The 12,318-nt window shown below is 72.3% G+C and carries 13 protein-coding genes; 9 read left to right on the forward strand and 4 right to left on the reverse strand.

All coding sequences use genetic code 11. The features are described 5' to 3' along the window. Nucleotides 1–129: 129 nt before the first annotated feature. Nucleotides 130–2,451: a 5-methyltetrahydropteroyltriglutamate--homocysteine S-methyltransferase gene (metE, locus tag T328_RS28440; RefSeq protein WP_496499059.1), complete on the forward strand. Its 2,322-nt coding sequence runs from the start codon at nucleotides 130–132 to the stop codon at nucleotides 2,449–2,451. A 227-nt stretch (nucleotides 2,452–2,678) separates the two neighbouring features. On the opposite strand, the gene T328_RS28445 is transcribed toward metE, so the two are convergent. Both T328_RS28445 and T328_RS28450 read right to left on the reverse strand, forming a co-directional pair. Beyond that, nucleotides 2,679–2,951 carry a hypothetical protein gene (locus tag T328_RS28445; RefSeq protein ID WP_496499060.1) on the reverse strand — a complete coding sequence of 91 codons (273 nt, stop codon included), beginning with the start codon at nucleotides 2,949–2,951 and terminating at the stop codon, nucleotides 2,679–2,681. 195 nt (nucleotides 2,952–3,146) lie between these two features. Next, nucleotides 3,147–4,061 (reverse strand): NAD(P)-dependent oxidoreductase, encoded by a 915-nt coding sequence (locus tag T328_RS28450; protein ID WP_496499061.1) that lies wholly within the window; start codon nucleotides 4,059–4,061, stop codon nucleotides 3,147–3,149. A gap of 58 nt (nucleotides 4,062–4,119) precedes the next feature. Here T328_RS28450 and T328_RS28455 point away from each other — a divergent pair, with 58 nt between their 5' ends. The 7 genes from T328_RS28455 to T328_RS28485 all read left to right on the forward strand — a co-directional run bounded on the left by T328_RS28455 (nucleotide 4,120) and on the right by T328_RS28485 (nucleotide 10,571). Then, the gene (locus T328_RS28455) at nucleotides 4,120–4,470 is read left to right on the forward strand and encodes a winged helix-turn-helix transcriptional regulator (protein ID WP_496499062.1); all 351 of its coding nucleotides are present in this window, start codon (nucleotides 4,120–4,122) and stop codon (nucleotides 4,468–4,470) included. 136 nt (nucleotides 4,471–4,606) lie between these two features. Beyond that, nucleotides 4,607–5,188 carry a hypothetical protein gene (locus T328_RS28460; RefSeq protein ID WP_496499063.1) on the forward strand — a complete coding sequence of 194 codons (582 nt, stop codon included), beginning with the start codon at nucleotides 4,607–4,609 and terminating at the stop codon, nucleotides 5,186–5,188. A gap of 351 nt (nucleotides 5,189–5,539) precedes the next feature. Continuing rightward, entirely contained in the window at nucleotides 5,540–6,175 is a 636-nt protein-coding gene (locus T328_RS28465) for a hemerythrin domain-containing protein (protein WP_496499064.1), read from the forward strand. Between the two features lie 511 nt (nucleotides 6,176–6,686). Next, entirely contained in the window at nucleotides 6,687–7,262 is a 576-nt protein-coding gene (locus T328_RS28470; protein WP_496499065.1) for an IS607 family transposase, read from the forward strand. Then, entirely contained in the window at nucleotides 7,255–8,898 is a 1,644-nt protein-coding gene (locus T328_RS28475; RefSeq protein WP_496499066.1) for an IS200/IS605 family accessory protein TnpB-related protein, read from the forward strand. The genes T328_RS28470 and T328_RS28475 overlap by 8 nt, the downstream gene beginning before the upstream one ends. A gap of 67 nt (nucleotides 8,899–8,965) precedes the next feature. Next, the gene (locus tag T328_RS28480; RefSeq protein ID WP_496499067.1) at nucleotides 8,966–9,820 is read left to right on the forward strand and encodes a helix-turn-helix domain-containing protein; all 855 of its coding nucleotides are present in this window, start codon (nucleotides 8,966–8,968) and stop codon (nucleotides 9,818–9,820) included. Nucleotides 9,821–9,995: 175 nt separating this feature from the next. After that, nucleotides 9,996–10,571, forward strand: a complete 576-nt coding sequence (locus tag T328_RS28485) for a Uma2 family endonuclease (RefSeq protein ID WP_496499068.1) — start codon at nucleotides 9,996–9,998, stop codon at nucleotides 10,569–10,571. A gap of 74 nt (nucleotides 10,572–10,645) precedes the next feature. Here T328_RS28485 and T328_RS28490 read toward each other — a convergent pair whose 3' ends face one another. Continuing rightward, nucleotides 10,646–10,867, reverse strand: coding sequence for a DUF397 domain-containing protein (locus tag T328_RS28490; RefSeq protein WP_496499069.1), 222 nt, complete (start codon nucleotides 10,865–10,867; stop codon nucleotides 10,646–10,648). Then, a complete protein-coding gene (locus tag T328_RS28495; RefSeq protein ID WP_496499070.1) occupies nucleotides 10,864–11,694 on the reverse strand; it encodes a helix-turn-helix domain-containing protein in 831 nt (276 codons plus the stop codon). The genes T328_RS28490 and T328_RS28495 overlap by 4 nt, the downstream gene beginning before the upstream one ends. A 186-nt stretch (nucleotides 11,695–11,880) precedes the next feature. Between T328_RS28495 and T328_RS28500 the strand changes: the two genes are divergently transcribed. Next, nucleotides 11,881–12,306, forward strand: coding sequence for an ATP-binding protein (locus T328_RS28500; RefSeq protein WP_496499142.1), 426 nt, complete (start codon nucleotides 11,881–11,883; stop codon nucleotides 12,304–12,306). The last annotated feature ends 12 nt before the right edge of the window (nucleotides 12,307–12,318 follow it).

Raw genomic sequence — 12,318 nt, forward strand, 5'->3', positions numbered from 1 at the left:
AGGCACCGCGACGCGGCGGACACCCGCCGCGGCACCGCGGGCGCGCGCCGGGCTGCCCCCTTCACGTCTCCTTCCCCCTCTCCTCCCGTCGCCGGGATCTCAGGGATTCATCTCGCGAAGGAGATCTCCGTGACAGCGAAGTCCGCAGCCGCGGCGGCACGGGCGACCGTGTACGGCTACCCCCGGCAGGGCCACCACCGGGAGCTGAAGAAGGCGATCGAGGGCTACTGGAAGGGCCGCGTCACCGCCGCCGAACTCCGCGCCACCGCCGCCGGCCTGCGCCGCGCCAACTGGCGGGAGCTGGCCGGTGCCGGCGTCCACGAGGTGCCGACCGGCGACTTCTCGTACTACGACCACGTGCTCGACACCACCGTCATGGTCGGCGCGATCCCCGACCGCCACCGCGACGCCGTCGCGGCCGACCCGCTCGACGGCTACTTCGCCATGGCCCGCGGCACGCAGGACGCGGCCCCGCTGGAGATGACGAAGTGGTTCGACACCAACTACCACTACCTCGTACCCGAGCTGGGCCCGGACACCGTCTTCACCGCCGACTCGGGCAAGCAGACCGCGGAGCTGGCCGAGGCCCTGGCGCTCGGCCTCGCGGCCGACCCCCGGCCCGTGCTGGTCGGCCCCGTGACGTACCTGCTGCTTGCGAAGCCCGCGCCCGGCGCGCCCGCCGGCTTCGAGCCGCTGACGCTGCTGGACCGGCTGCTGCCCGTGTACGCGGAGGTGCTGGCCGATCTGCGCGCGGCCGGCGCCGCGTGGGTGCAGCTCGACGAACCGGCGCTCGTGCAGGACCGTACGCCCGCCGAACTGGCCGCCGCCGCCCGCGCCTACCGCGACCTCGGCACCCGCACCGACCGCCCCGCGCTGCTCGTCGCCTCCTACTTCGACCGCCTCGGCGACGCACTCCCCGTGCTCGCCAAGGCGCCGGTCGAAGGGCTGGCGCTCGACTTCACCGGCGCCGCCGCGCCGAACCTCGACGCGCTGGCCGCCGCCGGCGGGCTGCCCGGCAAGCGGCTCGTCGCCGGCGTCGTGGACGGCCGCAACGTCTGGGCCTGCGACCTGGAACGGGCGCTGGCCACCCTCGGCACCCTCCTCGGGCTCGCCGACCGGGTCGACGTCGCCGCCTCCTGCTCCCTGCTGCACGTACCGCTCGACGCGGCGGCGGAGCGGGACATCGACCCGCAGCTGCTGCGCTGGCTGGCGTTCGCCCGGCAGAAGAGCGCCGAGGTCGTCACGCTGGCCCGGGGGCTGGCGCACGGCACCGGCGCCGTCGCCGCCGAACTCGCCGCCAACCGCGCCGTCCTGGCCGCCCGCGCCGCCTCCCCGATCACCCGCGACCCGGCCGTACGCGCCCGCACCGCCACCGTCACCCCCGCCGACGCCCGCCGCCCCGCGCCGTACGCCGACCGCGCCGCCGCCCAGCGCGCCCGGCTGCGGCTGCCGCCGCTGCCGACGACGACCATCGGCTCCTTCCCGCAGACCGCCGACCTGCGCGCGGCCCGCGCCGACCTGCGCGCCGGGCGCCTCGGCCCGGCCGGCTACGAGGAGCGGATCGCCGCGGAGATCCGAGAGGTGGTGACGTACCAGGAGAAGGCCGGGCTGGACGTGCTGGTGCACGGCGAGCCCGAACGCAACGACATGGTGCAGTACTTCGCCGAGCAGCTCACCGGCTACCTCGCCACCCGGCACGGCTGGGTGCAGTCGTACGGCACCCGCTACGTCCGGCCGCCGATCCTGGCCGGCGACATCGCGCGGCCGGAGCCGATGACCGTGCGCTGGACGACGTACGCGCAGTCGCTCACGGACCGCCCGGTCAAGGGCATGCTCACGGGCCCGGTCACGATGCTGGCGTGGTCCTTCGTCCGCGACGACCAGCCGCGCGCCGAGACCGCCCGGCAGGTGGCGCTCGCGTTGCGCGACGAGGTGGCCGACCTGGAGGCGGCGGGCACGGCGGTCATCCAGGTCGACGAGCCGGCGCTGCGCGAGACGCTGCCGCTGCGCGCCGCGGACCGGCCGGCGTACCTGGCGTGGGCGACGGAGGCGTTCCGGCTGACGACGGGCGTCGCGCGCGCGGACACGCAGGTCCACACGCACATGTGCTACGCGGAGTTCGGCGACATCGTGGCGGCGATCGACGACCTCGACGCGGACGTCATCAGCCTGGAGGCGGCGCGCTCGCACATGCAGGTGGCGTACGAACTGGCCGCGCACGGCTATCCGCGGGAGGCGGGGCCGGGCGTGTACGACATCCACTCGCCGCGGGTGCCGAGCGCGGCGGAGACGGTGGCGCTGCTGCACACCGGGCTGCGGTCGATTCCGGCGGAGCGGCTGTGGGTGAACCCGGACTGCGGGCTGAAGACCCGGGGGTGGGCGGAGACGCGGGCGTCGCTGGGGAGTCTGGTGGCGGCGGCGCTGGTGGTGCGGGGGGAGTTGCGGGGGTGACGTCCGCCGGGCGGGTACGGGGGCGGGCCGGGCGCGGGCCAGGATCACCACGGGCGCGGGCCATGGCGACCGCCGCGAGCGGCGACGGGCCGGGCCGCGGCGCCGCGACGCGCGGCGCCGGCGGTCGCCGGGGCGAACGCCCCGAGGCTGCCCGCGGCGTCGGCCGCGCCGCCACCGCCACCGCCACCGCCACCGCCGCCGCGGCCGGCCGCGCCTCGTCCGGCCGGTCAGTCCCCGGCGTTCCGCTCCGGCAGCGGCTGCTGGCCGGCGGGGCCGGGCGACTGGCCCTCCGGGGGGTAGTCGCAGTCGAGGCCGGAGACCTCGTAGTCGTCGCCCTCGCTCTGCTCCTGGTCGACGACCACCGCCGCGGTGCACGCGCGGCCGTGTTCGTCGGTGAACGTCACCACCTCGCTGTAGTCCGTTGGCTGGCTGCAGCCCGCGAGCACCAGCACCGCCGCCGCGGCGGCCAGTGCCGCGCCGATTCCCCAGCGTCGTCTCATGGCTCCCCCTTCGTCGCTCCCGCCGTCGTCTCCGCGGGTCGACGGGGGAATTCCCGTCCTGTACGCCGTCTAACGCAACAGGGCGAGGGGAGGCGGAAGTTGGCCGGCCGGATGCGGACCGGACGGCCCCCGTTCGCCGGGGCGTCAGCGCCGGCCGGCCCCCGGCCGGCGCTGCTCAGCCCCGGTCAGCGCCGGTCAGCCCTCGTCGGCCGTGCCGCCGGACGCGGCCGTGAGCCTCCCGGCGACGAGTTCGGTGACGCGCGTGAACCCGTCCGCCCCGTACCCCAGCCCCATGACCCGCCGGGTCTGCCCCGCGGCGGCCCGCATCACGCCGGCGTCGATGCCGTGGCCCTCGGAGGCGGCGACCACGTGCGCCATGGTCGCGGCGGCCGACGAGACGGGACTGCTCGCACCGGAGAAGTCCCCGTCGTCCACGGCCGCGGCCACCCCGTCGAAGATCGGCGGCAGGATCGCGCCGATGCCCTTCGCGAACGGGGCGAGTTCGCGCGCGGTGACGCCCTCGGCGCGGGCGACGGCCAGGGCGTGGGCGTAGCCCGACATCGCGGTCCAGAAGATGTCGAGCAGCGCCACGTCGTACGCCGCCGCCCGGCCGATGTCCTCGCCGAGGTGGGTGTGGGTGCCGCCGAGCGCGGCGAGCGCGGGCAGGTGGGCGTCGTAGAGGTCCTTCGGCCCGCTGTGGATGAACACCGCGTCCGGCGTGCCGATGGTGGTCACCGGGGTCATGATCGCGCCGTCGAGGTAGCGGACGCCGTGCGCCGCCGCCCAGTCCGCGGCGTCGCGGGCCCGCGCGGGGGTGTCGGCGGTCAGGTTCACGACCGTACGGCCCGTCAGCGCGCCGGCGACGTCCTCGCGGCGCAGCACCGAGTCGGCGGCGTCGTAGTCCAGCACGCACACGACGGTCAGCTCGCTCGCCGCCACCGCCTCCGCGGCCGACGCCGCGCTCAGCGCGCCCAGCCCGACCAGCTCGCGGTCCCGGCCCGGGGTCCGGTTCCAGACGGTGGTACGCCGCCCGGCGGCGACGAACGCACCGGCCAGGGCCCGTCCCATCGGGCCCAGACCGAGGACAGTGACGGCAGAGTTTTCGGACACGACTAACCTCCATAAGTAGGAGAAGGAAAATGAGACACGTGGTGATCATGGGGGTGCCGTGACGCGGAAGCGCGCTCAGGACACGAACGTCTGCGGGGTGACCGCCGCGATCGCGGTGATCGACGGCAAGTGGAAGACGGCCCTGCTCTGGCTGCTGGAGACCCGCCCCCACCGCCCCGGCGAACTGCTCCGCCGGCTGCCCGGGCTCAGCGAGAAGGTGCTGACCCAGGCGCTGCGCGAGATGGAGGGCGACGGCCTGGTGCACCGCGAGGTGCACGACGGGCTGCCGCTGAAGACGGAGTACTCGCTCACCGACTTCGGCCGTGACCTCTCCGCGGCGCTCGCCCCGCTGAGCGACTGGGGCCACCGCCGGCTGGACAAACTCACCGGAGCCCGCCCGGCTCCCTGACCACCTCCGTGTTTCCCGGCTGCCACCAGCCTCGCCCCGGCGGGCACGGCGTGCCAAGTACCCACAAAAAAGTGGGTACGGCCAGGTGGATGAGGTAGACCGGACCGCCCGGACCCGAGAGGGAGGGGTCCCCGGCGTGGAGAGGAGAGTGGGCGGGTTGGCGGGGCTGATGTGGGGGGTCGGGACGGTCGACGTGTTCGTGGACGCGTCGACGGTCGACGTCGTCGGGGAGTCGCTGGTCGTGGAGTTCGAGGCCGGGTTCACGGACAACGGGCTGGTCGAGGCCGACCCCGCGGGCGAGGGGCTGCGGATTCTGTGCGGGCAGGAGATCGGCACGGTCGGGGTGAGCGCCGAACTCTGGGACGGGGAACCGCCGCTGGAGGCGGCGGCGTGGCAGGACGTCGCCGAGGTGTCCGTGGCGTGGCGGTCGGCGTTCATGGACTTCGCCACGAACTGGCAGGAGAGCGACGACGAGGCCAGCCGACTGCCGTTGGGCACGGGCGCGGGCTCCGGAGCGGGCGCGGGCGCGGGGGTGGCGGGGACGTATCGCGTACGCGTCCATGGGCGGAACCGCGACGGCGGGTACCCGCGCGCGGACGGCGCGCCGCGCGAGGAGTACCACGTTCAGGTGTGGCGCGCCGCCCCCGGCGAGCCCGCGCTGCCCGCGCTGCTCAAGGCGACCAGCGCGACCGGCGCTCGCTGGCGCCGGGCCGGGTGAGACCGCCGTACGTACCCCGGGGCGTCCGCGGGGGCGGCCATCCGGCCGGCCGGCGGTACGCCGCCGAGCGGCAGCCCGCTGCCGGGCAGATCCTCGCGGCGGTGACTGAGCACGGTGGACGGCCCGTCGGGCGGGTCGTAGACGAGGAAGCGCAGCAGGTCGCGGAGTGCCGTCGTCGGTCCGGTGCAGGTCCTCGACCATGGCTTCGACCCGGCTCCGACCCGGGGTCCGTCACATCGTCCGGGTCCCGCCTGTCATAAGGGGAGGCAGCTGCTTCGCACGCGGACAAGACGGGACGTCCTATACGATTTTGGGCGTCCCACACTCGGATCGACGACACGGAAATGAGCTATGACCGGAAACATAGACATGTCCATGATGTACGCGATGCACAACGCCCTGCGGCGCGACCTGGCGAAGATCGCCGAGGTCGCCGCCCGCACCGACGAGAACCCCCGCCGGATCCTGGCCAACGGCTCCAGCTACGAGCTGTTCAAGAAGGCCCTGACCATCCACCACACCTCCGAGGACGAGGCCCTCTGGCCCCCGCTGCGCGAGGCCGTCGCCGACAAGCCCGGCGAGGTGGCGGTGCTCGACGCGATCGAGGCCGAGCACGCGCAGATCGACCCGCTGCTCGCGTCGGTCGACGCGGTCCTGGCCGACGAGGGCGCCGACCGGGACAAGGTCGCCGCCGCCACGAGCGCGCTCGCGGAGGCGCTGGCCGCGCACCTGGAGCACGAGGAGAAAGAGGCGCTGCCGCTGATCGACGCGCGGCTGACGCAGGATCAGTGGCAGCACTACAGCCAGGTGCACGTCGCCAAGACCGGTCCGGAGACGGCGACGATGGTCCCGTGGCTGCTGGAGGACGCCAACGAGGACGTCGTCGCGATGATGACGGCGCGGATGCCGGAGAACGTGCTCACGATGTTCAACGACCAGTGGCTGCCCGCCTACCAGGGCCGGGACAGGTGGAACGCGGTGTCCTGACTCCCGCCCGGGCCCCCGCTCCCGGCCCGGACGCCAGACGTGGGTGGCGTGGGACCTCCGCCGGGGTCCCGCGCCACCCACACGCACGCCCGGAGGTCAGCGGGCGAGCCGGCGCGCCTGCTTCATCAGCTCGCCGTCGTCGAGGGTGAGGGTCCCGGTGTGCAACGCGTCGTGCCCGTACATGGTCTTGGCCAGCTCAATCCGGCGGTCCAGACGCAGACTCCATGCCGCGCTCGGCAGATCGAGCCGCCGCCCGGCCCCCGTCGGTGTTGTCGTCCTCGTCGCCGGGCTCGCCCCGGGCGGCGAGCTGGAACGAGATTACGCAGAATTGCATCCCCTCTAGATACGCCGGTGTGCTCCCCCTGGTCCGCCTTCGACGGAGTCATCTCATCGGCTGAAGCTGGTGAAATTCCCCGTAATCAGTTTGAAGGTCGGGAGGGTGTTCAACTGCTAGCCCTCGAAGTCGGGTGAGTGTGCGTAACCATGTATGAGTGAGTGTCGTTGTCAGAGCATGAATCTCACGGAATGGGCGAAGACGCAGGGCGTGCATCCGCAGACTGCGTATCGCTGGTTCCGTGAGGGGACGCTGCCGGTACCGGCTCAGCGGGTCGGCCCGCGCACGATCCTCGTGAACGTGGGGGCCAACGCCGCGCCTGAGGCAATCGGCGGGCTGGGGCTGTATGCCCGCGTCTCCTCGCATGATCAGAAGGACGATCTGGTGCGCCAGGTCGTCCGGCTGGCCCGGTGGGCTGCCACTACAGGCCAGCGGGTGGTGCGGGTGGAGTCCGAAATCGCCTCCGGCATGAACGGCGCCCGTTCCAAGGCCAAGGGGCTGCTTGCCGATCCTGCTGTGCAGGCGGTGGTGGTGGAGCACAAGGACCGCCTCAGTCGGATGAACGTCGAGTTCGTCGAGGCGGCTCTGTCCGCGGCCGGGCGCCGCCTGGTCGTGCTGGACGAAGGCGAGGTCGGGGATGACCTGGAGCGGGACATGGTGGAGGTGCTGACCTCGTTCTGTGCCCGCCTGTATGGGCGCCGGTCGGCGAAGAACCGTGCCCGCAAGGCGCTTCAGGCCGCCGAGCATGGCTGACCAGCGCAGGCCGCTGCGGCAGATTGCCCGGCCGTTTGCTGCCGACGGCCCGACGGGTGTCAGCATCCGCGACCGGCTCAAGGGACTGACGGCCGGAGACGAGAAGGTGTTGCGCCTTGTCGGTGGGCACCTGGGGACACTGGCCTCGCGTGATCTGGCTCGCAGGTGCCGTGACGGCCTGGAGCACTCCACCGACACGTGGGCCGGGCGCAAACGCGACCTGACAGCCCTGTCGTCTTCCCGCTGGGCCGGTTCGATCACGACCAGCACGCACGATCAGTGGGGACTGTCCCGGCGTGCGCAGCACGCGCACCTGCAGTCCCTGGATGCCGGTATCCGCATGATCCGGCACCGGCTGTCCCTGCCCGTCGCCCAGAAGGGCAGCCGGGGCAAGCCCGGCGGCTACCGGTCCTCGCATGAGTGGTTCCACAAGTCCCGGCGCCTGGCGATCCTCGAAGAGCGGTACGGACGCATCGCGGCCGAACGCGATGCCGGACGCGTGTCGATCACACGCGGGGGCCGCCGACTGCTGCGCACCCGTCACCACCTCACCGCCGCGAACCTGACCGAGGCGCAGTGGCGGGCACAGTGGGAGGCGGCGCGGTGGTTCCTGACCGCCGATGGCGAGTCCGGCAAGAGGTTCGGGAACGAGACGATCCGCGTCAGCCCCGACGGCGAGATCAGCATCAAGCTGCCCGCCCCCCTCGCCCAGCACGCGAACACCAAGCACGGCCGGTACGTGCTCGCCGCGAGGGTCGCCTTCCGGCACCGAGGCGACGAATGGCACGACCGAATCGAAACGAACCGGGCCGTGGCCTACCGCATCCACCTGGACATGGTCCGGGGCCGCTGGTACCTCGACGCCTCCTGGAGGCGCAAAGCCCCCACCATCGTGCCGCTGGCCACGCTGCGCGCCCACGGCGTGATCGCCGTGGACACCAACGCCGACCACCTGGCCGCATGGCGCCTCGACGAACACGGCAACCCCGTCGGTACACCCCGCCGCTTCACCTACCAACTCACCGGCAGCGCTTCGCACCGCGACGCCCAGCTCCGCCACGCCCTCACCGGCCTCCTGCACTGGGCCAAGCAGACCGGCGTGCAGGCCATCGCGATCGAAGACCTCGACTTCACCGACTCCACCACCCGCGAGAAACACGGCCGCCGCAAGCGATTCAGGCAGCTCATCTCCGGCATCCCCACGGGCCGCCTGCGCGCACGCCTGCTGTCCATGAGCGCAGAAGCCAGCATCAGCGTGATCGCCGTCGACCCTGCCTACACCAGCGTCTGGGGCGCCCAGCACTGGCAAGCCCCCCTCACCAGCAAAACCCGCAAGACCAGCCGACACGCCGCCGCCTCGGTGGCCATCGGCAGGCGCGCCCTCGGACACCGGATCAGGCGACGGACGACACCGCCCCGTGCACACCAGAGCGATGTGCACGGGCATCGGACCGCCCAGGCCCGACTCGGCGACCGGGGGAGCGAGGGAAACCGCCCCCGCGTCCCCGGACCACGGACACGATCCGTGCGCGCCGGACGCGGAGCGAACGCGGTGGACCAGAACACCCAAGACCGTTCGGGGTGTTCGGCTGAGCATGGCTTCTGGCAACAGGACTCACTCCCGCTCAGTCTCTAGGAACGGTTGCCCTGACCATTCAACTCGTCGCGATCGACCCGGAGACGGACGAGGACGGATGCCCCTCATGCCCCTTTCCCCGCCGTCCAGTGCCCATGAAGCGCGCGCAGCCCTCGCGGCGCGACTGCGGGAGCTGCGCCTGGACGCGGGGATCACCAGCAAGGAGCTGGCCCGGCGGTGCGGCTGGTCGGTCGCGAAGCCGTCGCGTATCGAGAACGCCCACACCACCCCGTCCGACGCTGACATACGCGCCTGGTGCACCGCGTGCGACGTCGACGGCCAGGCTCCCGACCTCATCGCCGCCAACCGGCAGGCCGACCAGATGTACGTCCAGTGGCGCCGGCTCCAGCGCACCGGCATGCGCCGACTACAGGAAGCCGCCTCACCGCTGTACGAGCGCACCCGGGCCTTCCGCACCTACGCCTCGAACGTCATCCCCGGCTACCTGCAGACACCGGCCTACGCCGCCGCCCTCATGGGCACCATCGCAGGCTTCCGCGGCACCCCGGACGACGTGAGTGAGGCCGTGGCCGCGCGGATGCGGCGCTCGCGGGTCATCCGCGAAGGCGACCACCGCTTCGCGGTCCTCGTCGAGGAGCACGTACTGAACCACCGACTCGGCGACGCCGACGTGATATCGGGCCAGTTGGGCAACCTGCTCGCCTGCATGACGCTGCCCGCGGTCTCCCTCGGCGTCGTGCCCGTGGCCGCGGTGCGGGAGGGCGTCATCTGGCCGCTGGAGGCATTCACGATCTTCGATGACGCGCAGGTGAACGTCGAACTGCTGGCCGCGCGTGTGCGCGTCACCGCGCCCAGCGAGATCGAGCTGTACGAGCAGGCGTTCGCGCAATTCACCCAGCTCGCGGTGTACGGGGCGGAGGCGCGGGCGCTGATCCTGCGTGCGATCGAGGCCCTGGGCTGAGAACGTTGAAAGCCCCTCCGCCGTCCGGCGCCAGCTCGCCGTCTCCGTCGAAGGGGAGCCGGTTACCCCGGGTCGGTGACGATCTTCCCTTGGACCAGATGTGCGCGTGCCCCGGCCGGGGGGCCGTACCCGGTACGGTGGTGACCACCGGCCGCCGATGAGGAGGTGGGCAGCTGTGAGCCTTCCCGTACTGTACCCGCGCCCCGGGAACCTGCGTGAGGTCGCCGAGCAGATCGAAGCGTCCACCGGCCTGCGTGTCGAGATCATCGGAGGCAGCCTCGTGACGTCCCCCACCCGGGCGCGTGGCAAGCACGCCGGCACCATCCGCCGCCTGCGGGTCCAGATCGAGCCCCGGCTGCCCGAGGGCCTGGCCCCGTACGAGATGTCCTCGGTCGCGATGCCGGAGGACCCGGACGACTACGCCACGCCCGACCTTGCGGTCCTGCCCGTGGAGTGGGACGAGGACGGTTCCTGGCTCGCCGACCCCCGTGACGTCGCTCTCGCGATCGAGGTGATCTCGCAGTCGGAGAAGGCGAAGGACATCACCGACAAGAACGGCTGGTATGCCCGCGCAGGCGTGGCCACCCTGCTCGTCCTCGACCCCCGCACCGGCCGCTGGGTCCTGCACACCCGCCCCAAGGACGGCGAGTACCACGGCCGGCTGGACGGGGTGTACGGAGAGGCGATCGAACTGCCGGCTCCACTGCCGTCCCCGGTCGACACCGAAGTTCTGCCGCGCTACGGCGCCTGACGCTGCGGCGCGACCGCTGTACAGCGACCCCCGCCGAAGGTGGCGGGGGCCGGTCGGGCAGAGGCGGGTCTACGTCACGCGGTGCCGAACTCGTCTCGCTGGACGGCGGCGACGAAGGACGACCAGGCGGACGGCTCGAAGGTGAGCGCGGGGCCGTGCGGGTCCTTGCTGTCGCGGACCGGGACGACGCCGGAGGTGGCGAAGGCGGGTGCCCACTCGACACAGTTGCCCCCGCCGTTTCCGCTGTAGCTCGACTTGACCCACTCCGCGGGGGAGAGGTCGGGCGTGGTGCTCATGTCGGAAGTTCCTCCATCACGGACCGGATAAAGGCCGCCGAATCGTCCGGCGACAGGGCGGACGCCCTTAAGAGATCGTATACCCGCTGCCGTTCGATGACGCTTGCCAGATCCTCCATCAACATGCCGGTCGTGATGCCTTCCTCGTAGGCGACCCGCGCACCACCGTCCAAGGTCATCAGCATGATTGAGCCACCAATGAAGGCATGTCCCCCGAGGGCGAAGGGGACGACCTGGACCATGGTCGTCTGAGTGAGCGTTAGTTCTGCCAGGCGTGCGAGCTGGGGACGCATCACCTCCGGTCCGCCGAGACCCCGGCGGAGCATGGCTTCGTCCAGCACCGCCGAATAAGCCAGCAATGTGCCCGACGAAAGCACCGACTGCCGACTCAGACGGGCAGTGACAAGCTCCTCGATCTTCCCTTCAGGTGCCCAGGGATTGGACAGCGTGAATTGGGCGCGCGCGTAGTCCTCCGTCTGCAGGAGCCCCGGCACGATCTGGCTGCTGTATTCCCCGATCATCTGCGCACGCGCCTCAAGTTCCATACGGCGCTTGAACTGGTCCGGGTGGATCTCCTTCGCCGCCAGCAGGTACAGCTCCTGGAAGATCCCGTCCGTCCCGAACGCCGCATCCAGCCGCGGCGGCAGATCCGGCGGCGGCATGGCCTCCGCCGTCTCGATGCGGGCCAGGTGGCTGCGGCTGATGTTCACCACCTCGTTCAGCGCCTCCAGGCTCATGCCCGCGCGCATGCGGTGGGCGCGCATCTTCGCGCCGAAGAGGTGACGGGCACTGCGGTCGGGGGTGAGTTCGCGGGGACGTGCGGGCACTGTGCGACTCCTATCTCCAGCGGTGGCCGGGGACGTGAAGACCTGTCGCCCTCCGGGTACGGAGCGCAACACTTCCTTTACGCAAAGTAGTAGATCCCCGCCGCGGGCGGCGGTCGAACTGACGAATTGGCAGGGATGGCGATGGCAGACAAGCAGGTGGCGGGCGGAGGGACCGCGCAGTCGCGCATGTTCGCGCGGGGGGCACGTTCGGTCGGCAGGGCGCGCGACTTCGTCGCCGCGGCGGTGCGCGCGGGGGACCGGGCGGACGACATCCGCGTGTGCATCTCGGAACTGGCGACGAATGCGCTGCGGCACACCCCCGCCGGCCACCTCTTCCTCGTACGGGTGCTCGCGCAGGAGCACCTCGTGCACGTGGAGGTGCACGACGCCGGAGGCGGCGAGCCCCACGTGTGCGCGCCCGCGGACACCGACGACCGCGGCCGCGGGCTGCTGCTGGTCGCCGCCCTCGCCGACGACTGGGGCACCTCCGACCGCGACGGCCCCGGAAAGATCGTATGGGCGGCGTTCAAGATCCCCGGCCCGCCGCCTCTCCCGGGCCGCACCCGGCGGCGTGCGCGCGGGGGTATTGCCGCTCCGGCCGCCCGGCTCTAGTCTTCCGCGGGA

The organism is Streptomyces sp. CNX435 (assembly GCF_059570575.1).